Source organism: Epilithonimonas sp., from assembly GCF_056329745.1.
On the sequence record NZ_JBWEYV010000002.1, the window covers coordinates 191,816 to 215,447 of the forward strand.

At 38.7% G+C, this 23,632-nt stretch carries 23 protein-coding genes; 10 read left to right on the plus strand and 13 right to left on the minus strand.

Annotated features, from left to right (window positions below; genetic code table 11):
* Window positions 1–33 precede the first annotated feature (33 nt).
* From murC to mraZ, 11 genes are all read right to left on the minus strand, one after another.
* Window positions 34–1,410, minus strand: a complete 1,377-nt coding sequence (murC, locus tag AC00Y6_RS02715; RefSeq protein ID WP_474489078.1) for a UDP-N-acetylmuramate--L-alanine ligase — start codon at window positions 1,408–1,410, stop codon at window positions 34–36.
* A gap of 15 nt (window positions 1,411–1,425) precedes the next feature.
* Window positions 1,426–1,833, minus strand: coding sequence for a hypothetical protein (locus AC00Y6_RS02720; protein ID WP_474489079.1), 408 nt, complete (start codon window positions 1,831–1,833; stop codon window positions 1,426–1,428).
* On the minus strand, window positions 1,830–2,936 hold the full coding sequence (murG, locus tag AC00Y6_RS02725; RefSeq protein ID WP_474489080.1) for an undecaprenyldiphospho-muramoylpentapeptide beta-N-acetylglucosaminyltransferase: 1,107 nt from the start codon (window positions 2,934–2,936) through the stop codon (window positions 1,830–1,832). Before murG ends, AC00Y6_RS02720 begins: the two co-directional genes overlap by 4 nt.
* A gap of 9 nt (window positions 2,937–2,945) precedes the next feature.
* Window positions 2,946–4,181 carry an FtsW/RodA/SpoVE family cell cycle protein gene (locus AC00Y6_RS02730; protein WP_474489081.1) on the minus strand — a complete coding sequence of 412 codons (1,236 nt, stop codon included), beginning with the start codon at window positions 4,179–4,181 and terminating at the stop codon, window positions 2,946–2,948.
* Window positions 4,182–4,249: 68 nt separating this feature from the next.
* Window positions 4,250–5,593, minus strand: coding sequence for a UDP-N-acetylmuramoyl-L-alanine--D-glutamate ligase (gene murD, locus AC00Y6_RS02735; RefSeq protein WP_474489082.1), 1,344 nt, complete (start codon window positions 5,591–5,593; stop codon window positions 4,250–4,252).
* A 71-nt stretch (window positions 5,594–5,664) separates the two neighbouring features.
* Window positions 5,665–6,906 (minus strand): phospho-N-acetylmuramoyl-pentapeptide-transferase, encoded by a 1,242-nt coding sequence (gene mraY / locus AC00Y6_RS02740; protein ID WP_474489083.1) that lies wholly within the window; start codon window positions 6,904–6,906, stop codon window positions 5,665–5,667.
* A gap of 6 nt (window positions 6,907–6,912) precedes the next feature.
* Window positions 6,913–8,373: a UDP-N-acetylmuramoyl-L-alanyl-D-glutamate--2,6-diaminopimelate ligase gene (locus AC00Y6_RS02745; protein WP_474489084.1), complete on the minus strand. Its 1,461-nt coding sequence runs from the start codon at window positions 8,371–8,373 to the stop codon at window positions 6,913–6,915.
* A gap of 23 nt (window positions 8,374–8,396) precedes the next feature.
* Entirely contained in the window at window positions 8,397–10,394 is a 1,998-nt protein-coding gene (locus tag AC00Y6_RS02750) for a penicillin-binding transpeptidase domain-containing protein (protein ID WP_474489085.1), read from the minus strand.
* Window positions 10,375–10,746 (minus strand): FtsL-like putative cell division protein, encoded by a 372-nt coding sequence (locus tag AC00Y6_RS02755; protein WP_474489086.1) that lies wholly within the window; start codon window positions 10,744–10,746, stop codon window positions 10,375–10,377. The genes AC00Y6_RS02750 and AC00Y6_RS02755 overlap by 20 nt, the downstream gene beginning before the upstream one ends.
* Window positions 10,747–10,811: 65 nt before the next feature.
* A complete protein-coding gene (rsmH, locus tag AC00Y6_RS02760; RefSeq protein ID WP_474489087.1) occupies window positions 10,812–11,705 on the minus strand; it encodes a 16S rRNA (cytosine(1402)-N(4))-methyltransferase RsmH in 894 nt (297 codons plus the stop codon).
* Between the two features lie 70 nt (window positions 11,706–11,775).
* Window positions 11,776–12,246 carry a division/cell wall cluster transcriptional repressor MraZ gene (gene mraZ, locus AC00Y6_RS02765; protein WP_474489088.1) on the minus strand — a complete coding sequence of 157 codons (471 nt, stop codon included), beginning with the start codon at window positions 12,244–12,246 and terminating at the stop codon, window positions 11,776–11,778.
* A gap of 315 nt (window positions 12,247–12,561) precedes the next feature.
* Between mraZ and AC00Y6_RS02770 the strand changes: the two genes are divergently transcribed.
* From AC00Y6_RS02770 to AC00Y6_RS02810, 9 genes are all read left to right on the plus strand, one after another.
* Entirely contained in the window at window positions 12,562–13,188 is a 627-nt protein-coding gene (locus tag AC00Y6_RS02770; RefSeq protein WP_474489089.1) for an NAD(P)H-dependent oxidoreductase, read from the plus strand.
* Between the two features lie 50 nt (window positions 13,189–13,238).
* On the plus strand, window positions 13,239–14,837 hold the full coding sequence (gene nadB / locus AC00Y6_RS02775; protein WP_474489090.1) for an L-aspartate oxidase: 1,599 nt from the start codon (window positions 13,239–13,241) through the stop codon (window positions 14,835–14,837).
* Window positions 14,834–15,154: a hypothetical protein gene (locus AC00Y6_RS02780; RefSeq protein WP_474489091.1), complete on the plus strand. Its 321-nt coding sequence runs from the start codon at window positions 14,834–14,836 to the stop codon at window positions 15,152–15,154. Before nadB ends, AC00Y6_RS02780 begins: the two co-directional genes overlap by 4 nt.
* 129 nt (window positions 15,155–15,283) lie before the next feature.
* Window positions 15,284–15,424 carry a hypothetical protein gene (locus AC00Y6_RS02785; protein ID WP_474489092.1) on the plus strand — a complete coding sequence of 47 codons (141 nt, stop codon included), beginning with the start codon at window positions 15,284–15,286 and terminating at the stop codon, window positions 15,422–15,424.
* Between the two features lie 3 nt (window positions 15,425–15,427).
* The gene (gene nadC / locus AC00Y6_RS02790; RefSeq protein WP_474489093.1) at window positions 15,428–16,291 is read left to right on the plus strand and encodes a carboxylating nicotinate-nucleotide diphosphorylase; all 864 of its coding nucleotides are present in this window, start codon (window positions 15,428–15,430) and stop codon (window positions 16,289–16,291) included.
* Window positions 16,292–16,351: 60 nt separating this feature from the next.
* Window positions 16,352–18,949, plus strand: a complete 2,598-nt coding sequence (locus tag AC00Y6_RS02795; RefSeq protein WP_474489094.1) for a TonB-dependent receptor — start codon at window positions 16,352–16,354, stop codon at window positions 18,947–18,949.
* An 81-nt stretch (window positions 18,950–19,030) separates the two neighbouring features.
* The gene (locus tag AC00Y6_RS02800) at window positions 19,031–19,459 is read left to right on the plus strand and encodes a hypothetical protein (RefSeq protein WP_474489095.1); all 429 of its coding nucleotides are present in this window, start codon (window positions 19,031–19,033) and stop codon (window positions 19,457–19,459) included.
* Between the two features lie 30 nt (window positions 19,460–19,489).
* Window positions 19,490–20,479: an aspartate-semialdehyde dehydrogenase gene (locus tag AC00Y6_RS02805; protein ID WP_474489096.1), complete on the plus strand. Its 990-nt coding sequence runs from the start codon at window positions 19,490–19,492 to the stop codon at window positions 20,477–20,479.
* A 51-nt stretch (window positions 20,480–20,530) separates the two neighbouring features.
* Window positions 20,531–21,529, plus strand: a complete 999-nt coding sequence (locus AC00Y6_RS02810) for a cation diffusion facilitator family transporter (protein WP_474489097.1) — start codon at window positions 20,531–20,533, stop codon at window positions 21,527–21,529.
* A 15-nt stretch (window positions 21,530–21,544) separates the two neighbouring features.
* Here AC00Y6_RS02810 and AC00Y6_RS02815 read toward each other — a convergent pair whose 3' ends face one another.
* Both AC00Y6_RS02815 and xrtF read right to left on the minus strand, forming a co-directional pair.
* Window positions 21,545–21,979 carry an exosortase F system-associated membrane protein gene (locus AC00Y6_RS02815; RefSeq protein ID WP_474489098.1) on the minus strand — a complete coding sequence of 145 codons (435 nt, stop codon included), beginning with the start codon at window positions 21,977–21,979 and terminating at the stop codon, window positions 21,545–21,547.
* Window positions 21,972–22,502: an exosortase family protein XrtF gene (xrtF, locus tag AC00Y6_RS02820; RefSeq protein ID WP_474489099.1), complete on the minus strand. Its 531-nt coding sequence runs from the start codon at window positions 22,500–22,502 to the stop codon at window positions 21,972–21,974. The genes AC00Y6_RS02815 and xrtF overlap by 8 nt, the downstream gene beginning before the upstream one ends.
* A 54-nt stretch (window positions 22,503–22,556) precedes the next feature.
* Between xrtF and AC00Y6_RS02825 the strand changes: the two genes are divergently transcribed.
* Window positions 22,557–23,567, plus strand: coding sequence for an aminoglycoside phosphotransferase family protein (locus AC00Y6_RS02825; protein ID WP_474489100.1), 1,011 nt, complete (start codon window positions 22,557–22,559; stop codon window positions 23,565–23,567).
* Window positions 23,568–23,632: the final 65 nt, after the last annotated feature.

Genomic DNA, 23,632 nt, shown 5'->3' on the forward strand with positions numbered 1-23,632 from the left:
ATAAAGTACAATGTATTGTATACAAAGTATTTCTTAATTTTTAATTCTTAATTCCAAAGTTGGCAGCCACTCCATAATCGGGTCATAAAGTGTATCTATATTGCCAGCGCCAACCGTTAATACAATATCAAAATCTTTTTCTTTAATTTTATCAAACGCCTCATTCAGCGGGCAAACTTCTTTGTTATCCAAATTGATTTTATCCGCTAACCATGCCGATGTAATTCCGGGGAAATTCTCCTGAAGTTCTCTTGCCGGATAAATATCCAACAATAGCAATTCATCGGCTTGCTCCAAACTGCGCGCAAAATCTTCTGCAAAATCCCTCGTGCGACTGAACAGGTGCGGCTGGAAAACCACTAGCAGTTTTTTGTTCGGATAGAATGTTTTTACCGATCCTATAACCGCATTCAACTCTGTTGGATGATGTGCATAATCGTCGATATAAATTTTTCCGTTGTCAAAAATATGCTTAGTATATCGTCTTTTGATGCCTCTAAAACTTGCGATTGCCTTTTTCAAAATATCGAAACCTACACCTAGATTTCTGAGAATTGCCAATGCCGCCGTTGCATTTTCAACATTGTGAATCCCCGGAATTTCCCAAACAAACTCTTCTGTATCTCCTTCCTGTGTATGAAAATCAAAATACATTTTGTCGTGGTCCATTCTTAGGTTATCCGAATAATAATCCGCTTCCTCGTTCACTGCATACGTCTTGTGCGCTCTGCCAATTGCAATCCCTTTTCTCACAAACAATTGATTGTCATCCGGAACCAAAGCAGCAAACTGGCGAAAACCTTCCTCAATATGAAGCCGGTCTCCATAGATATCCAAATGGTCGGCATCAATGGAGGTTACAACCGCCCAATCCGGGGAAAGGTTTAGGAAACTTCTGTCGTATTCATCCGCTTCAACTACCGAAAACTGATTGCCGTTGTAATCAAAATTGGACTTGAAATTCTCCGAAATTCCCCCTAAAAATGCAGATGACGGAAGGTTGGCTTCTTTACACAAATGCGCTATCAATGTAGAAGTTGTCGTCTTCCCGTGCGTTCCTGCCACCGCAATACAATCGGTATGTTCTGTAATTAGCCCCAAAACCTTAGCACGCTTTAGGATTTCAAAACCTTCGCTCGCGAAGTAATCCAGAATTCCGAGTTTTTTGATAGCCGGCGTATAAATCACCAATGTTGATTCTTTATCCAGCGCTACAATTTTTTCATCGATGACATCTTCAAATGTAATATCAAGACCTTCAAAACCAAGCTGAGCTGTTAGTTTTGTAGGTGTTTTATCATAACCCAAAACATTTTTGCCATTGGCGTGAAAATACCGCGCCAGCGCACTCATCCCAATCCCACCGATGCCGATGAAATAGAAGTTTTGATATTTATTTAAGATGCTCATTATAACTTGTAAACTTTATTTTTTAGTTTTTTCTATTATCCTTTCATCACTGAAAACATAAGAATTATCCGGCTTACCAAATAGTTCAATAGACCTGTATTCAACTTTATTATCTCCTATCAACTTATAATTATAAACATCTGTAATGCCATCATAATCGTGAAGTTCATAATATTTCCCATCCTTTGTCCACCACTTTCCATTTTCCGTAGATTGCTCAATTACTTCTCCATCTTTCAAGGCAATGAATAATAAAATACTTTTTCCATCTTCCTGGCGACAAGAAATCCAATATTTTGTCATTCCTTCAACCTGTTGGTCTGTTTCTGTTCCCTTCCAACATCCAACCATTTTGGGATCAACTTTTTGAGCAGAAAATGATGCGGAAATCAAAATAAAAAGTCCGAATAATTTAGTTTTCATATAGTTATATTAAGTGTTTTAAAAATCTCTTCCACAATCCCTTCCGCCGCTTTTGGCTTTGCAAAAAACTCCAGATTGGCTGACATTTCTTTCCTCAAATTTTCGCTTTCACAGATTTCTGAAAGCGTGTTCCAAAACTTTTCTCTCATTTCAGAATCTTTTACCATTCTCGCGGCATTTTTCTCCACCAAAGTCAAAGCATTTTTGGTTTGATGGTCTTCTGCCGCAAATGGAAACGGAACCAACAAAACCGGTTTTTTGGCCACTGCCAATTCGGAAATCGCAATCGCACCAGCTCTGGAAACAATCACATCCGCCGCCGAATAAGCCAAAGCCATATCAGAGATGAATTCCTTAATTTGGATGGATTTTGGAGGATGGATGCTATTAGTTATTTCAGCAAAATCCGTCTTTCCTGTCTGCCAGATTAATTGGTAATCCTTCTCTTTCAGTTTATCAAAATTATCCTTCCAGCCGTTGTTCAGAGTTCTGGAACCAAGCGATCCACCGACTGAAAGAATCGTTAATTTATTTTTATCTAAGCCTAATTTTTCTTTAGCTGAATCTTTATCAATCAAATCTGTAATGATATTCTGACGAATCGGATTGCCTAAGAAATAAGTTTTTGTTCCCGAGAAATATTTTTCCATATCCGGATAAGCCGTAAAAACCGCTCTTGCTTTTTTCGCATTGAAAATATTGGTCTTTCCCGGCAAAGAATTCTGCTCTTGGATAAAAGTCGGAATTTCCATTTTCGCAGCAATATACAAAGCCGGCCCGCTTGCAAAACCACCCGTTCCCACCGCAAAATCCGGTTGGAAATCTTTGATGATTTTTTTAGCTTTCATCAAACTGGAAATGATTTTAAAAGGAAGCCCAATATTCTTCAGAAGATTACCTCTGTCAAATCCGGCGATATTCAATCCTTCGATTTTGAATCCGGCTTGCGGAATCTTCTCCATTTCCATTTTGCCGTTGGCGCCAATGAACAAAAACTCAGCATCGGGAAATCTTTTCTTGATTTCCTGAGCAATCGCAACCGCCGGAAAGATGTGCCCACCTGTTCCGCCGCCGCTCATTAATATTTTAAGTTTTTTGCTCATATCTTTATCTTACGCAATATCATTGATCTCTTCCAAACTTTGTTTTTTGCCCAAACCTTCTTCATCAAAAACCTGAATTCTGGAACTTACATTCAGGATAATTCCCAACTGAATATAGGTTACTAGCATCGATGTTCCTCCGTAACTTATCAGTGGCAAAGGCTGACCAGTTACGGGAATCAGGTTGACGGCCACTGCAATGTTCACCGATAATTGTATAAAAATCATCAGCCCAATCGCCAGCACCAGCAACGACCCAAAAAATGCGGGCATTTTACTGGCAATAATCACAATCCTGATAATCATTATCATATAAAGCCCGATGAGCACAAAGGCGCCAATCCAGCCGTATTCTTCTACAATAATGGCAAAAATAAAATCGGATACCGACTGCGGCAAAGTCTGCTTCAGTGCACTTTTTCCTGGTCCAATACCATTAAATCCGCCGTGGACGATAGCAGCTTTGGCCTGCATCACCTGATAATTTTTAGCCTTAATACTTTCGTCCTCCACATCGGCATTTTTCTTCGAACTGGTGAAGGTTTCGATACGGCTCATCCAAGTATGGACACGGTTGCCTCCCAGCATATTGGTATTCAGCGCAATTACCAAAAACATAATCACAAATACCACCGAAATAGATATGAACCCGGCAACATACTGCCACGCTAACTGCCCGATAATCAAAACCATAATGGAAACCATTAGTATCATCAACGCAGTTGAACCATTATCCTTGGCAACTAAGCCAAAAACCACGAGAATAGGACCAAAGATGTAGATAATATTCTCCAAAGGCAGTCGCTCGCGTTTGATTTTCTTGGTAAGGTACCGGCACAGATAGATAATCAACATCAAATAAGCGAACGAAGATGGCTGAAAGGAAATAGGTGTTCCCGGGATTTTCAACCAACGTGATGCACTGGCTCCTTCTATCTTTTGCCCTGTAAATGTGGTGATTAACAGCAATCCTATTGTAATCAGCAAAAGGATGGAACTGAGTTTCCCGATATATTCGTACTTGATGGTTCCTACAAAACGCATAATGCCCAAACCTATCAGCACGAAAATGATATGCTTAATCACGTGACCTGTTGTGGTCCCGTTGTTCACAATATATTCCAGATTCGAACTTGCAGAATAAACAGGAAATACGGAAAGGAAGGATATCAAAATGATAACCGACCAAAGGACCTTATCGCCTTTCAGCAGCTCGAATTTGTTTTCTGTGGTTTGGTTTTCCATCTATTTTATTTGTATGATGTAAAAAGTATGATGTACAGTGTACTTTCTACTTATTACTTTGTACAATTCTAATTCTTAATTGTCAATTCTTTTAATACTTCTTTTTTAAACTGGTTCCCACGGTCTTCGTAACCATTGAACAGGTCAAAACTTGCGCAGCAAGGTGATAACAAAACTACATCGCCCTTCTCGGCAATGGATTTAGAAACTTCCACCGCTTTTTCCATACTGGAAGTATCATAAATCTGGGTTTTCTTATCTTTGAAAAAATCAATAATCTTCTTATTATCAATCCCTAAGCAAACAATAGCTTTTACTTTTTTCTTAACCAGCTCTTCGATTTCGGTATAGTCGTTTCCTTTATCTTTCCCGCCAACAATCCACACTACAGGTTGCTTCATACTTTCCAGAGCAAAATAGGTGGCATTTACATTGGTAGCTTTGCTGTCGTTGATGAATTTTATACCGTCAATCTCCGCAACAGGTTCCAGCCTGTGCTCCACTGCCTGAAACGTCATCAACGAATGCCTGATGCTTTCATTACTGATTTCCAACAATTTACCAGCGATACTTGCCGCCAGACTGTTGGCTACATTATGTTTCCCTACCAAGGCGAGGTCTTCCACCTTCATTGTGAATCCATCGTTGATATTCACTACAAAATTGTCGTCTATGGAGTAAGCTCCTTTTTCAAGTTTTTCGGTGAGGGAAAATGGAACTTTGGTCACTTTTAAATCTAATTTTTCAAGGATTGATTTGCTCATTTGATCATCCTTGTTATAGATGAAAAAATTATAAGCATCCTGATTTTCCGCAATCCGGAATTTTGCCAACGCGTATTCTTCGTAATTGTAATTGTACTGATCCAAATGATCCTTGGACAAATTCAGTAACAAAGAAATATATGGGCGGAAGTTCTGAATATCATCCAACTGAAAGCTACTCACTTCCAATACATAATAATCAAAATTTTCTTCGGCAACCTGTTTTGCAAAGCTTTTACCTATATTACCACCCAACCCAACGTTGAAACCGTCTTCTTTCAGAATGTAATAGATCAAAGACGTGGTGGTAGTTTTACCATTACTACCTGTAATCGCAATAATTTTTGCATTGGTAAACTCAGAAGCAAACTCAATCTCAGAAGACAAACGGATTCCTTTTTCCTGAATTTTAAGAACCATGTCAGCTTTCTTCGGGATACCCGGGCTTTTGATAACCCAATCGGCATTCAGGATTTTTTCCTCGGAATGTTGTCCGTCTTCATAAGCCACACCCAAATCGTCCAATTCTTTTTTGTAATTCTCACGGATAGTTCCCATATCAGAAAGAAAGACATCAAAGCCTTTGGCTTTTGCCAAATATGCCGCGCCTACACCGCTCTCTCCGCCACCAAGTATTACTACTCTCATATTTTTTTATAATGTATTATGTAATTTGTATTAAGTACGTTTTACTTTGTACATAATACTTTCACAATTTCCTATCTAACTTTCAATGTAATAAGACAAATAATCGCCAGCATTACGCCTAAAATGATCATCCTGTTCACAATTTTGCTCTCGTGGAATCCTTCTTTCTGATAATGGTGATGCAAAGGAGACATTTTGAATAACCTATGGTTCTGGGCATATTCCAGCCCATATTTCCTTTTCCTGTATTTGAATACCCAAACCTGAAGGATTACAGAGACGAGTTCTATCAAAAACACACCACACAATACCGGAATCAAAAGTTCTTTACGAAGTATAATCGCCAAAACAGCAATCACACCACCCAACATCAGACTTCCCGTATCGCCCATAAAAACCTGAGCCGGATAAGTATTGTACCAGAAAAAACCGATAACGGCTCCTACCAATGCCAGCGCAAAAATGGTAGTTTCACCCATATGCGGCAGGAACATAATATTGAGGTAGTCCGCAAAAATGATGTTCCCCGATACGTAGGCAAAAAACGCCAGTGTCAGTAATATCACCACGCTTGTGCCGGCCGCCAAACCATCAATTCCGTCGGCAATATTGGCTCCGTTTGACACCGCTGTTACGATGAAAATCACAATCGGGATAAACACGACCCAAGCCCATTCGTGCGCTTTATCGTTGTCCATCCAAAATAAAATGCCACTGTAATCAAACTCATTATTCTTGGTGAATGGTACTGTAGAAACCGGTATTTTTTCCTCCGGCATAAAGTTTTTTTCTACATTGTTCCGGTTAATAATGGTAGCATCTGCATATTTCCTCTTCACTGTAATATCGGGATGGAAATACATTGTGATCCCCACAATCAATCCGAGGCCGACCTGCCCAATAACCTTGAATTTGCCGCTAAGCCCGTCTTTATTTTTTTTAACTTTCTTAAGATAATCATCCAAAAAACCAATGGCGCCCATCCACAATACCGAGATAATCAAAAGAACGATATACACATTGGTAATCCTCGTAAAAAGCAAAACGGGGATTAATGTGGCCAGGATAATGATTAAGCCCCCCATCGTAGGTGTTCCTTCTTTTTGCTTTTGCCCTTCCAGACCGAGATCCCTTACCAGTTCCCCCATTTGTTTTTTTCGGAGATATTTGATAATCTTTTTCCCGTAAGCCATCGCAATAATCAGCGAAAACAAAACCGCCATCGCTGCCCGGAATGAGATGTATTTGAACAGGTTCATTCCCGGAATGTGAATGCCGTGAGCGGTAAGATATTCGTAGAGGTAGTATAACATACTTGTTTATTTTCCCATTAATTGTAAAAGTTCCCTAATCGTTTCTTTATCATCAAAATGGTGCTTAACACCGCCAATATCCTGATAAGTTTCGTGGCCTTTTCCTGCTACCAGCACAATATCTTTTGGCTCAGCAAATTTGATAGCCATTTTTATCGCCTCTCTCCTGTCTGGGATCGAGGTATATTTGCTGTAATTCTGTGGTTGTACACCAGCCTCTATTTCCTTGATAATTTCCAGAGGATCTTCAGTTCTTGGGTTGTCCGAAGTGATGATTGCTAAGGTTGACTTTTTGGTCGCTATGTCGCCCATCTCGGGACGTTTGGTCTTATCACGATCACCACCACAACCGAAAACACAAATCAGCCTTTCGTTTTTAGTTCTGATTTCGTTGATGCTGTCCAACACATTTTCTAGCGCATCCGGCGTGTGCGAATAATCTACCACGAAGAAAATTCCGCTCGGGGATTTTATAGTTTCAAAACGTCCGTTAACTCTGTGAAGTTTTGAAATTGACTGAAGAACTTCGGTTTCGTCCATTCCCAATTCCAGCGCTATACCGTAGGCTAAAAGCAAGTTGTAAGCATTGAATTTTCCCGTCAGCGCTGTCCAAAATTCTCTATTATTAAAATTCAGCAGCATCCCGTTGAAATCCAGCTCCAGGACTTTACCGTGAAAATCGGCCATTGTTTTCAAAGCAAAAGTTTTCTTTTTAGCTTTTGTATTTTGCAGCATAACCATTCCGTTTTTGTCATCGGCATTGGTAATGGCAATGGCAGAATCTTCCAACTCATCAAAAAACCGCTTTTTGGCATAGAGATAATTCTGGAACGTCTTATGAAAATCGAGATGATCGTGTGTGATATTCGTAAAACCAGCGATTTTAAAATGCAAACCTTCTATCCTGTTCTGCACAATCCCGTGAGAGCTCACTTCCATAAAAGCATATTCGCAACCGATCTCTACCGCTTTTGCCAACATTTGATTGAGTCTGATGACATCCGGCGTGGTGTGTGTTGACGGAATGATTTCGTCCCCAATCCTGTATTCTACTGTAGAAATCAATGCGGACTGATGCCCAAGGTTTCTAAAAATATCGTACAAAAGTGTGGTTACAGTGGTTTTTCCGTTGGTTCCTGTAACGCCAATCAAATTGAGTTTTTTGGACGGATTGCCATAAAAATTGGAAGCCAGATGCCCCAAGGCTTTTGAGGAATCTTCAACTTTGATATAAGTCACCTCAGCATTCAAGTCAGCAGGTAATTCTTCACAGACAATCACTTTTGCACCCTTCTCAATGCTTTGACCGATGTAAGAATGCCCATCGGAAACAGTGCCTCGCAATGCCACATACAAAGAATTTTCAACAACTTTTCTGCTATCGAAAACCAATTCCGGGACTTCTCTTTCCAGAGTTCCTACAGTCTCCAAAACCTGGATTCTTTGTAATAAATTTTTTAAAATCATATAGCTAAGCTTTCGCTCTAATTTTAGTTTTGAAGATTGAGATAAATTTTTTGGTTTTTCCCAATTGTCGCCCCTTCTGCCGGGAACTGGCCAGTTATTTTACCAACCCCTTTATAATCGACTCGATAACCCAAATTCTCAAGCTGCGGGATCACATTTTTACCAATCATCCCAACGAGATTTGGCATCGAATCTCTTGTAACATTCACTTTCACATTCGGCGCCGTCATTTTATTGAGGTCCACTTTATGCTCAACTAAAAATTCTTTCTCAACATTCAATGGTGTTTTAAGAAAAGTTTTTCCGGCAATCTCTTTAAAAACGGGGGCGGAGACTGATCCTCCATAAAAACCTTTGGATGTGTCTGGCTGATTAATCATAACAATACACGTATATTTTGGATTATCTGCCGGATAAAACCCGGCAAATGATGCTTGATATTTTCTTGGTCCTGGTTTCCAGTACTCAAATCTTGCGGTACCGGTTTTACCTGCTATTTTCAGATTAGGTGTATAGATACTTTTAGCCGTTCCTTTTTCCACCGCTTTTGTGAGCGCGTCGGTCATCATCCGTATCGCCTTGTCAGAGGCCATTTTATTCACCATTACTTCTGGTTTTGCTTCATAAAGCATTTTACCATCCTTCATTATTTTATCAATGAAAAGCGGTTTTACCATTTTTCCACGATTGGCTACACCATTATAAAAAGTTACCAATTGCAACAGCGGAAAACTGGAAGAGTAGCCATAAGCTAAAGACGCTAGAGTTGCTTTATTCCATTTTGGACTTTTCGGATTTTGAATTAAAGGTCTAGCAATTCCTGGTAATTCGATTTTCATTTTATCAAACATTTTCCACCTTCTCCAATGGTCCAAAAATACTTCAGGTTTATCAGCATAATGAGACGTAATTATTTTTGCTGCGCCTACATTACTTGATTTCGCCAAAACATCACTCACATCGTAAGTTCCACCACCGTGGCCATCGGTAATTAACTGTCCTGCATAATTCCAATTCCCATTTCCAATATTGACTTTGGTATTTTCATCTACAAAGCCATCATCCATTGCTGCCAAAATAGACATTGTTTTTATAATAGATCCAGGTTCTTGAGCATCTTTAACCACATAGTTATAAGCATCAACATAAATCCCAGGTTCTGTTCTTCTCAGGTTGACCATGGCCCGGATTTTACCTGTTGCGGTCTCCATTACAACAACACAACCATGATCTGCATTGAATTTGATTAACTGGTTTTCCAATGCCGAATGGGCAATATCCTGAATCCTGAGATCCAATGTTGTATAAACATCCTGACCATCTACAGGCTCTTGAACTTTCCAGTAATCAATAGGTTTCCATTGTGTGGAGTTAATTCTTTGCTCAAGCCGTTTCCCGTCTATCCCGGTAAGATACTTGCTGAAAGCACCTTCCAAACCGGATTTTGAATCGCCATTATCTGTACCGATGGTTCCGGCACCAATTTGTGTGGTTGCCAATTCTCTGCGAAAATTTCTTTCTACGATGAAGCCCCCTTTGTTTTTACCTTTGTTAAAAATCGGGAAGTTTCGGATGCGGTCATACTCATCGAAATCCAAACCTCTCGCTAAAAGATAATATTGATTATTCTTCTGATTCTGAGCATCTAATTTAGCCCTGAAGTAACTACGCGGCTTATCGAACATTTTACCGAGGGAATCTGTTAAAGCCCCAATATTTTTACTGTAAATAGTATCCCGCATAGATTTGAAATCTACATAAACATCGTAGCGCATCACCGTTGTCGCCAGGATGGAACCGTCTGATGCAAAAAGATTTCCTCGGGCAGCTTTCAGCGTCGCTTCTCGGTAGTTTTTACTGATGTAATTATTCTCAAACTCCTCTACATTGGTATTCTGAAGAATGAGAATCCTTGCCAAAAAAGTAATAAACAGCACAAGTGCCCCCAACACAAAAAGGTAGCCCCACTTGAGTGCATTGGAACGCTTTTTTTCGTAGTTGTTATTGGGCTGCTTTATCATTTGTACTGTCAACTTTTATCAATAATTTCATCGGGTGGCTCTCCAGGCTCACCAGTGAGTCTTGCACCATCTCTTTCCCTAACTCCGATTCCATTCTTATTTTTATCAACCGGCTCTGCGCATATGCATTACGCGATTTGTATTCTTCCGTTTCTTCTTTTAATTTATTTACCTGTTCTATCTTTTTGCTCACCAGGTGGTTGCAATAAATCATTACCAGCAGCAAACCAAATACAAAGAGAAAATATTTGTAATGAGCCTTTACCTCATCCCGGTTTAGGAAATTCCCCTTTACGATATCCATAAAGGTGAGTCTCTTTTTCTGTTTGTTATATGTTGTCTGCTTTGCCACTTTTTATAATCGATAAGAGTAATGAATGATCATTGACAATCATTTATCGCCCTATCTTCTATCATTTATAACTTCGTTCCTATTCTCATTTTCGCACTTCGTGCCCGTGAGTTTTCTTCTATCTCATTATTATCCGGGATTATCGCTTTGGTCTGCAACAATTCGAATGCTTTTTCATAATTACCATAGATGTCGCGTTGCGGTTCCCCTTCGAACATTCCATTTTTCAGAAAGCGTTTCACCAATCTGTCTTCTAAAGAATGATAAGAAATCACCACTAATCTGCCGCCTGGTTTCAAAATTTTGTAAGACTGCACCAGCATTTCTTTTAATACTTCAAGCTCTTGGTTCACTTCGATCCTGATTGCTTGGAAAACCTGCGCAAAAAACTTATTCTGCTTAAAAGCCGGGATATAACTGAAGAGGCTTTTCAAATCCTCAGTTGTTTCGATTTTCTTCGATTTTCTATGATGAACAATTTCCCTCGCCAACTTTCTAGCTTCCCTTAATTCGCCATAATGGTAAAAGATGTCGGCTAAATCTTCCTCTTCATAATCATTAATAATTTTTTTGGCATCCAAACCTTGCATTACATTCATCCGCATATCCAATGGCGCATTGCTTCTTGTGGAAAACCCTCTTTCCGCCTCATCAAACTGATGAGAAGAGACGCCCAAATCCGCCAAAATTCCATCTACCTGAGAAACCCCATAAGCCAACATTGAATTTTCTAAAAACCGAAAATTCTGATTAACCAAAGTAAATCTCGGGTCATCTATCGCATTCTTCAGCGCATCCAGATCCTGGTCAAAAGAAAACAACTTGCCTTTATCAGAAAGCTTGCTAAGAATCTCTCTTGAGTGACCACCGCCACCAAAAGTGCAATCCACATAGATCCCGTCCGGATTGGTTACCAGAGCGTCTACACTTTGTTTTAATAAGACAGGATTGTGGTACATTGTTTTATAATTGATGATTGATAAATGATTTAATAATTCGGTTTCAAAACCTCTTAATTATTGTTTCTTATTATTGATTTGTTTCTTCGGAACCGAAATTCCCCATAACATCCTCGGCAAGGCTTGCAAAATCCGACTCGCTGACGGCGATAACCTGTTCGTAAGAATTTTTATCCCAAATCTCGAACAGTTCCCCAGCACTGGTAATCACAATTTCCTTCTCAAGATTTGCAAATAGCGTCAGGTCTTTGCTCACCTGCAAACGTCCCACGTTATCCAACTCTACGGTTTTTACCCCTGCCGTGAACATCCTGATAAAATCAGCATTTTTCTTCACAAACCGGTTCAGGCTGTTTATCTTTGTCATCAGCTTTTCCCAAGGCTTCATTGGATAAACCTCCAAACACTTCTGAAACACCGACCGCTTGATCACAAATGGCTCATCTGCAAAATGTTCCATCTGCTTCGTAAGCGAAGCAGGCAGTTTGATGCGCCCCTTGTCATCTATCTTGCACTCGTATGTTCCAATGAAATTTTTCATTTGGAGCAAATTTATATAAAATTCTACCACATTTTACCACTTTCTCCCACATTTTTACTTATTGTTTATAACTTTTCAGACTATCCAATCTATCAGGCTAATAGTTTGATTACAAATATTTTAAAGTCAAAATACCGCAAAAAGCCCATTGGTAAGGCGTTTTGTTTTAATAGCTTATATTTTGACCTTCTTATTTAAAATGATTCTAAACCAAAAATCAAATTGCTATATTTGTTATGTGAAATCGCTATCGGACAAAAACCGAAATGCCACAAGCGGTGTACAGCGACTTTTAAAAACAATAAATAGTTATAAATGAATTATTTAGAAGCCCTTAACTGGCGCTATTCTGTGAAAAAATTTGACGGAAAAAAAATCTCTTCCGATGAACTCAATAACATTTTGGAAGCCGGGAGATTATCTGTAAGCTCATTGGGATTACAACCCTATCATATTTTGGTAGTCCAAAATGATGACACCATTCAGAAATTAATCCCCGCATTTTACAATCCTTCGCAGATTACGACCTGTTCGCACCTGATTGTACTGGTGTCCAAAACCAATATTAATAAAGATTATGTAGACCATTATTTTAGTCATATTATTAATGAACGTGGCGTAACATTGGAACATCTATCTTCTTTCAGGAATAATATCAACCAGTTTTTGGAGCACTATACGCAGAAAGAACTGGAAAACTGGTCAGAAAAACAAAGCTACATTGTGCTAGGTTCTATGATAATGGCGGCGGCACAGGAAAATGTGGACACCTGCCCGATGGAAGGCTTTAAACAGGATATTATAGAAGATGTTTTGAACATTGATAAAAATCATGAAAAAATCAGTGTTGTTCTTGCATTGGGACACCGAGCCGAAGATGATATTTTCAAGGACTTCAAAAAAGTGCGGAAACCTGCGGATAAGTTTATTAAATTCATTTAACTTTATTCTCTTGAATTTCCTCTGTAATTGAGGATCAATAATTCTTATTTATGATAAAAACAGATGTTCTCGTCATTGGCTCCGGAATTTCGGGCTTGTCTTATGCCATCAAAATTTCGGAACAGTTACCGGAAACCAAAATCATTATCGTCACCAAATCCAATGAGGACGAGAGCAACACCAAATATGCGCAGGGCGGATTGGCCGTTGTTACTGATTTTTCCAAAGATAATTTCCAAAAACATATTGATGACACGCTGCGTGCCGGAGATTATATCAACAACCCCGACATTGTAAAAATGGTGGTGGAAGAAGCACCGCTTCGTTTTAACGAGATTGTGGAATGGGGTGCCAAATTTGACCAAGAAAAAGGCAAATATGCACTTGGGCGCGAAGGTGGCCATACCGAAAACCGCATTGTCCATCACAAAGACATCACAGGTTTCGAGATTGAAAGGGCGCTTTTGGAAACCGTCAGAAACTCTCCGAATATTGAGATCCTTCCACATCATTATGTCATCGACTTGATTACCCAACACCACGTTCCCGGAAAAGAATTGGATAAGGGCAACATCAATGCTTATGGCGCATACATCCTGGATGAGCAGAATAAAAAAATCAAAAAAATCACATCGAAAATAACATTGGTTGCCACGGGCGGCGCGGGTCACGTTTATAAAAATACCACCAACCCAATCATTGCGACAGGAGATGGAATTGCCTTTGTTCATAGAGCTCAAGGGAAAGTTTCTAATATGCAATATTATCAGTTTCATCCCACGGCGATGTATTCTAAAAGAGACGGGATGCTGTTCCTGATTTCTGAAGCCGTGCGTGGTGATGGTGCCAAACTCCGCACCAAAAACGGAAAACCTTTTATGTATAAGTACGATGAGCGCGAAGAACTTGCTTCCCGTGATATTGTAGCCCGCGCGATTGACAACGAACTGAAAATCAGCGGCGATGATTATGTTGGTTTGGATTGCAGAGAGATGGATCACGAAAAATTCATCAATCATTTCCCGAACATCTATCAAAAATGTATCGAAGAAGGAATTGATCCTTTCAAAGAACTGATTCCCGTAGTTCCGGCTTGTCATTATCTGATGGGTGGCATCGACATTGATAAAGATGGGCAATCCTCCATCAAAAACCTCTTCGCCGTTGGAGAATGTACCAACTCGGGATTGCACGGTGCGAATAGACTAGCTTCGAATTCACTTTTAGAAGGCTTGGTTTTTGGTCACAATGCGGCAATGAAAACAGTTGAACTCCTGAAAGAAAACGATTTCAATTTCGATGATTTAAAAGCTGTCCCGGAATGGAATGAAGACGGAATGAAAATGATGGACGAAATGGTGATTGTGACTTATCTCCGAAAACAACTCCAAGAGATGATGAGCGACCTGGTTGCCATCGTAAGAAGTAATGCGCGACTGGAACTGGCCAAGAAAAAGCAACGCGAAATCTACGAAGCCGTGACGGAACTTTATAATTATTCCCTACTTTCGCCACAGCTTTCTGAACTGAGAAATCTTGTCAATGTTTCTTACTTAATCATAAAACATTCACTAACAATGACGGAAAACAAGGGTGCTTTCTATAATAAAGATTTGGCAACGAAACCGCTTTTGATTAATGAAAAATGAAAATTACTAAATACATCTTTCTAATTGGAGCTCTCAACTTTTTTTCTTGCAGTTATTCGAAAAAAGAAACTAATGACAATTCGGAAGAAGTAGAAAATTTCATCAATAAAAATCTTAAGCCTGGGAAACCGTTCTTCCATTTTGATGCTGTTGATTATTATAAGAATAATATTGATGAAAATACTGCTACGAATCTTTTAAATAATCAAAGTACCACCTTGGACTCAATTAAATATAATTTAATCATCGATAAAACTTCGGAAAACCTTAGTGACGAATATTTTATAAATAACCTTACAAAGGCAGGATATAAATAAACAAAAATCAATTCTTTAGATTTTCAACAAATTACGAACCTATTTTCTGAACAACCAGAACGTGAAGGACTTGATTTTGCTTGTATTCCAAAATTTAGAGATATATTAGTATTTAAAAAAAATGAAAAGGTGATTGGAGCAGCCAAAATCTGTTTTGGCTGTAATGATTATAAAATAATTGGTACAAATGCTGATACTAAGAATTTTGGTCAAGGAAAAGATTATGAAAACCTTTCTTTGATTCTTAATAAATACAGTGATAAAAAATAAAATATGAAAAGACCATCCTATGCCAGCGATAAAGTTTTAAAAGAATTCATCAAAACCGCTCTGCAGGAAGACATCAAAGACGGTGACCATTCTACACTTTCTACTATTCCGAAAGACTTGGAGCAGAAAGCACAGCTTCTCGTAAAAGAAAACTGCATTCTGGCGGGTGTTGAATTAGCTGAGATTATTTTCAAAACTTTTGATAAAAATCTTAAAGTCGAAATTTTCATCAAAGACGGTGAACCGGCAAAAAAGGGAGATATAGCCTTTATAGTTTCTGGAAAAGCACGATCTATTCTTTCAACCGAAAGATTGGTTTTAAATTGTATGCAAAGAATGAGTGGCATTGCAACGATGACCCACGATTGGGATTCCCGATTGGTGGGAACCAAGGCAAAATTGCTGGACACCAGAAAAACAACGCCCAACTTCCGGATTTGTGAAAAATGGGCAGTTGCCATCGGTGGTGGAACTAATCACAGATACGGTTTGTACGATATGATTATGCTGAAAGACAACCACATCGATTATAACGGTAGTATTACCAACGCTGTAAAAGCCGCCAAAGATTACATTAAAAAAAATAAACTGAAACTGAAAATCGAAGTGGAAACCCGCAACCTAGACGAAGTGGAAGAAGCACTAAAATCCGGTGCAGACCGCATTATGTTTGACAATATGGATGTGGAAACTATGACCAAAGCAGTAAAGCTCGTCAATGGAAAGACTGAAACCGAAGCCTCGGGCGGAATTACACGCGATGTGTTAAATTCGGTGGCCAAAACTGGCGTTAATTTTATCTCAGCGGGCGCATTAACCCATTCTTACAACAATATTGACCTGAGTCTCAAGGCGTTAAAGAATTAACGTTTAATTAACAGTTATTTTAGATTTTTTGTTCACTTTTGCGGAATAATTCTAAAATAGATGAAAATGTTTCCAAAAAAACCGGCATTAGCATTGATGCTGACTATGTCGACAGCAAGTTTTTATTTTGCACAGTCGAGCAAGGACACTTTAACGAAGGACACTCAAATTGAGGAAGTTATTCTTAAAGGGGTAACTGATATCGCCAAAGACAGAAAAACCCCTGTTGCAGTTTCAACAATCAAGTCTGCTCAAATTATAGAGAGGGTTGGAAATCAAGAACTTGTTGAAGTACTTAACACAACACCATCTGTATACGCTACCAAAGGAGGTGGTGGATTTGGAGATTCGGGAATTACATTACGTGGTTTTGAATCTAGGAACGTTGCTGTAATGGTTAACGGTATGCCAGTAAACGACATGGAAGGTGGTACGGTATATATGTCCAATTGGACAGGTTTGGCAGATGTTACCAGCACAATGCAGGTTCAAAGAGGTCTAGGTTCTTCTAAATTGGCAATTGCCTCTGTAGGAGGAACAATGAACTTCCTTACTCGTTCTGCCGATATGAAACAGGGCGGTGTAGTAAGACTAGGCATTGGAAATAATGATTATTTGAAAACTTCGTTTGCTTATAATACAGGAAAATCTAATACAGGATGGTCTTCTTCATTTTTGATGTCAAGACAAGCTGGAGCTACTTACATTGAAAATACTGATTATGAATCTTATGCTTATTACTTTGCTTTAGGTTTTCAGCCTAATAAGAAGCATAATCTACAGTTTATGATGACTTCTGCTCCGCAATGGCACGATCAAAGAACATATGCATCAACCATTTCTAACTATATCAAATATAATCCGGACAATGACGGAACACCATTTAGACAGTATAATTCTGATTTTGGTTATTATACAGATAAAAATGGTAGAAAAGTTTCTTTAGCTAATAGAACCAATTATTACAGCAAGCCAGTAATGATGTTGAATTGGGATTGGAATATCGATGAAAAATCAACATTAAGTACAGTTGCATACATGTCCAATGGACGTGGAGGTGGTACCGGAGATCTTGGAAAAGTTGGAGGAAAAGGAATAGGCACTTTTTATGATGCTTATGGACACTTTGACTATGATAAAATATTTGCTGCCAATGCTGCCGTTAATGTAAACAGCGCAGCTGCGGGAAGCACACTAATCAGGAGGTCAAGTATCAACTCTCATAACTGGTATGGTATCTTGGCGAATTTCCAACATAAAATTAATGACAACTGGAATTTCTCAGTTGGTACAGATGATAGATATTACTACGGTTATCATTACCAGGTCGTTTCTGACTTGTATGGAGCTTCTGGTTACAAAGACTCTTCAAACAAAAACATTGCTGCAAATGTTGTAAGCAATAGCTATGATTATAAAAAACTATCTTGGAATCCTTTTGGAGGTTCTTTAGCACCTCTTTCAGACAGAATTGCATATAGTAATGATGGTGAAGTATTGTGGTACAGTGGATTTGGACAATTGGAGTATTCTAATGACAAATTATCAGCTTTCTTACAAGGGTCTGTATCAAATCAGGGCTATCAGAGAATTGATGAATTTGTGGTAGATGGTGTGACCAGACAGCCTAACCCAACAACTGGGCAAATCGTTAATAGAAAAACTGGATTTAAAAACCTATTCGGTTATACAGTTAAAGGAGGTGTTAACTATAACATCGATAACCACCACAATGTATTTGGAAACATTGGTTATTATAGCAAACAACCTTTTATGAACTCTGTATATGCAAGTAACTTTCAAGTGTTGAATCCTACTTTAACAAACGAAAAGATTTTTGGAACAGAGATAGGATATGGCTTTAAATCAGCCAACTTTAATGCAAAAGTTAACCTTTATAGAACAGAATGGAAAGATAGATGGTTTAGAAGAACTAATATCGCTAACATTGATGGCAATGGAAATACAGGTTACTCAGAGATCAGTGGAATTACACAACTTCACCAAGGTGCAGAATTCGAAGCCACTTATAAATTGAGTAAATATTTCGAATTTGAAGGTATGTTTTCTTATGGCGACTATAAATACAAAGGAAATGCACAAGGATCTAACTTCTTGGATGACAATACTCCTGTAGCTACCAATGGATCTAATTCTTCTGTATTATATCTTGATAAAGTAAAAGTGGGAGGTACTAACAACAGTATTCCTCAAACGACAGCATCATTGGGAGCAACTGTTATCCCTGTGCAAGATCTTAGGATCTACGGAACATGGCAATATGTAGGAAGAATCTATTCTTCATTAAACGTTGCAGATTTCTTAAAAGCAGGAAACGACGCTTTACAACTGCCGAATTTCAATTTGTTTAATGTCGGTGCTTCTTACAAATTAAAACTAAACAACAAGCAATACTTTACTATTGGTGCAAATGTTTACAATTTATTTGATACAACATACATTCAGGATGGTTCCACCAATATTAAAACGAAAGAATTGAAGGATTTTACCAGCAGCACCACAAATGGTGTAACTACTACTGCTCAACAGAAGTATGACGCTTACCAATCTACTCTTTACAAAGGTTTAGACCCTTCCAACAGAGTTTACTTTGGATTCGGAAGAACATGGTCAACTACTTTATCTTTCAATTTCTAACATAATTAGTAATTTAATTATAAACCAAATCCCGGCAATCTGTCGGGATTTTTTTATCTTTGCTTTTCATAAAATCAGAATATGGAGTTTTACAACATTCTTTTACACGCGCACAAAGGCTTTGCTTATCTAGAGCTTTTGCTAGTTGCCGTATTTTTTATCCTTTTGCTTGTAACAATGTTCGGCTATAGTGGGAACATTTCAAAAGTTTTTAGAAAAGTGACTTTGTTCACGATGATCTTTTTCCACATCCAGTTTCTTATCGGGATTATCATGCTATTAACCAATGTTAATAGAGGTCTTGACATGGCAGCAGTGATGAAAAATGCAGACCTGCGCTTCACCTACGTAGAGCATCCATGTTCTATGCTGATTGCAGCTGTTCTAATGACAATCATTAACAAAAAGGTGAAAGCTAACGACAAACTGACGATTCCCCTCGTATCGTTAGGCTTGGTTGCCATTGCATTATTTGCATTCGCATTTCCGTGGACAAGGGTTTTCGGATAAATTTTAACAATCTTAAACTAATCAAAAACAATGAAAGTAGCTGTAGTAGGCGCAACCGGAATGGTTGGACAAGTAATGCTAAAAGTTTTGGAAGAGAGAAACCTTCCCATCACCGAGTTAATTCCTGTAGCATCAGAAAAATCTGTTGGTAACAAGGTCAAATACAAAGACAAGGAATTCACGATCGTGAGCATGAACGATGCTATTGCAGCCAAACCCGAGATTGCTATTTTCTCTGCGGGTGGAGATACTTCATTAGAATTTGCTCCTAAGTTTGCAGAAGTGGGAACCGTGGTTATAGACAACTCTTCTGCCTGGAGAATGGATCCTACCAAGAAATTGGTGGTTCCCGAGATTAATGCCAATGTTTTAACCAAAGAAGATAAAATTATTGCCAATCCCAACTGTTCTACCATCCAGCTGGTAATGGTTCTGCATCCGCTGAATCAAAAATATGATATCAAGCGTGTTGTAGTTTCTACTTACCAATCCGTTACCGGAACAGGAAAAGCAGCTGTAGACCAGTTAAATTCTGAAATCAAAGGTGAAGATCCTGCAAAAGTGTATCCTTACCAGATCTTCAAAAATGCACTGCCACATTGCGATGTTTTTGCCGATGATGACTACACCAAAGAAGAAATCAAACTGATGAAAGAGCCAAAAAAAATCCTGGGCGACGACACTTTCAGTTTAACAGCAACTGCGGTGAGAGTTCCAGTACAGGGCGGCCATTCCGAAAGCGTCAACATCGAATTCGAAAATGAATTTGACCTCGATGAAGTCAAAAAAATCCTTGCAGAAACGCCGGGTGTTGTTCTTCAGGATGATGTCAAAAACAACCAATACCCAATGCCGCTTTATTCTGAAGGGAAAGACGAGGTTTTTGTGGGAAGAATCAGGCGGGACCTTTCGCAACCCAAGACACTTAATCTCTGGATTGTGGCAGACAACCTGCGGAAAGGCGCGGCGACCAACGCCGTTCAGATAGCAGAATATCTTACAGAAAACAACTTAGTTTAAACTAACAAATACCAAAGAATCTTCGAAACAAAATCGAAGATTTTTTTATTAATGAAAACAGACAACGTAAAAAACTCAAACATTGCCTTCCAAAAATGGATTGCTGCGGTAGGGATCATCCTGTTCGTCGGAAAACTGGTAGCCTGGAAACTTACCAATTCCGATGCGGTATTCTCTGATGCCATGGAAAGTATTGTGAATGTTATCAGCGCATTTTTGGGCCTTTATTCGCTTTATCTGGCTGCAAAACCAAGAGATGAGAACCATCCTTATGGGCACGGTAAAGTAGAGTTTGTAACCTCAGCCATAGAAGGCTCACTAATAAGCATTGCCGGGGTAATGATTATCTATGAAGGGGTCAACAGCCTCATCATGGGAAAAACCCTCAACAAACTAGATTGGGGGATATGGATTGTCGCCGCTACAGCCATTGTCAATTATGTTTTAGGCTACATTTCTATCCAGCTAGGCAAGAAAGAAAACTCTATTGTGCTGGTATCTTCGGGGAAACATCTGCAGTCAGACACCATAACGACTCTGGGCGTTGTTGTCAGTTTGGTGTTGGTTTATTTTACCAAAATTTATTGGATAGATTCGGTAGTGGCGCTGTTGTTTGGGATTTACATAATTGTGGTTGGATACAAGATTATTCGCCGTTCACTCAGCGGAATTATGGATGAGGCCGATCCTGAGATGCTCAACAGGCTGGCTGCATTCCTCAACAAAAACCGCAAAAAAGAATGGATTGATATCCACAACATGAAGATTCAGCAATTTGGTAGCAGACTTCATATTGATGCGCACATTACATTGCCTTGGTACTTTGAGCTAAGATCTGCACATCAGGAGATGGAAGAAGTTATCAAAATGATTGCAAAAAACACAGACCGCCAGGTAGAATTTAATTTTCATATGGATGATTGCAAACCGACTTCCTGCGCTGTATGCCAGATTGAAAATTGCCCAGTTAGACAACACGACTTTATCAAAAAAGTAGAATGGAACGGCGAAAATATTTCTCAGCCGGACAAGCATACAATTGAGAATTAATTGATCAATTGACTGTTAAGCCTTGGTTCCACTCAAGAGTTTCTTCCTGTAAAAAAAAATCGGAATAATCAGGATTACTGTCAATGGCTGAATAACAAACCTTCTTACATAAAAAGAAAACAAATAACCAAAGCGGAACTGGTCATTGATACAGACTAAATAAATCGGGAAAACAATAACAAAAACGAGCAATATCAGGACAAAAGCCTGTTTGGTCCACGTTGTATTCCTAAATAAAAACTGAATAATCAAAAGTGAAAAAAACGTATTGAGAACAAATCGGAACAAGTAACTTACGATCAATTTCCCCCATACAAAATTTGGAAATACTGCCGCATGGTCTGCAGATTTAAAATAGCCCAAGAAAGGGTCATAGAAAATCCGGTCTTCTAATCCGCGGACAGCAACTAGTCCCAAAAACCCGAGTAAAACCAATAGCCACCTAAGCATCCTTCACAATTTTTAATGCAAAAAACTGAATCCATACCAGCCAAAGAACAACCACGCCGCCATAGATGATAGCCGGGAAAAGGTAATCGTGCCCCACTTTCTCGTACTGCGGATATTTAAGATAAATAATATTAAGAAGGGCAATCCTGAAGACATTAAGGATATGAAGCAAAATTAGACCGCCCAAGACAAACAGAAATGTTTTGGCACCTTTGTAAAATGCAAAAATAAATGCCGCAAACAGAACCGCTACGGAAATAACGTTGCAGCCTTCTACCATTCTGGTTGTATATTTTCCTGCTGTGAGAAAATATACACTGTGAAGAGGCATGCTATCTACTAACTTAGTAGGGAAACCAAAGATTTTCTGCAAATACGCCACTTGCTCCGCCACTACCCTTGTAAAAGGATCTACTACATCATTAGCATAATTATTAAGGTAAAACTGGTAAAGCAAAACCAAGATGATGTAAATCACTACAAAGCGCAGGAGAATTTTGAGGACTGGCAGAAAATCTTTCATGTGATAAAAATACGCAATAGCGTAATTAGTTTGATAATTTTTTAACTTTGTTTTATGCATAGAGAATTTTTCGAGGATTTTTTGGGTCATAGGGCTGACGAGTTCATTGCGCTGCCTCAAAGTGGATCTTCTAGAATCAATTATATCGGCAGCTCCGGCAACCAACAATTTGTCATTACTTACAATGATAATATTCGGGAAAATGAAGCTTTCTTTTATTTTTCAAAATTATTTTCAGAACTAGGGCTTAATACACCTTCTGTCCTCAAAATCAATGCATCCGAAAATATTTATGTTCAGGAATTCTTGGGCAGCCAAACACTTTCCGAAATTATTTCTGACGAAGGATTATCGGATCGTGTTAAAAATTTAGTTAAGAAAAGTCTGGAGAAACTGTATGAATTACAGACGAAAACTGCCGGAAAAGTAGATTACAGCAAAAGCTTTGAATACGAATATTATGATGATCTGCCTATTACACACGACTTATATTATTTCAAAAATTTTTTGGTAGATATTTTGGAAATCGAATACCACAAATCTACTTTGCTTAAAGAATTCAAAGCAATTGCTACTAAAATTGAGTCTTTGGAACCCAAAACATTAATGATTAGGGATTTCCAGTCCAGGAATATTTTAGTTGATAAGCATGGCGATGTCTTTTTTATTGATTATCAGGCGGCGATGTATGGCCCAGCCAGTTATGACGTTATTTCTTTTCTTTATCAGGCTAAAGCCAATTTCCCGGAGGATTTTAAAAACGAAATGCTCCAATATTATTCTTCGTTCTGGCAAAGCAGCAGGGATAAGGCTGATCTCTCCGAATCTTTTAACTGGATCAGGATGATGCGTTTTTTACAGGTTTTGGGCGCTTATGGTTTCCGTGGGTTGATTCAAAGAAAAGCGCATTTTTTGAGCAGTTTAACATTAGGCATACAAAACATCGTCAATCTAAGCCATGATTGGGATGTTATAGGAGATGATTTTCCGGAGCTCTATAAGATTATCCAAAAACTACAGGATAAAGATATCAGCAATAAAATAAAGGAGTTGATTAATCAATAAAATATTAACAAAACAAAAAACCTCAGAATGAATTCTGAGGTTTTTTCTGAATATCTTCAGTCTCT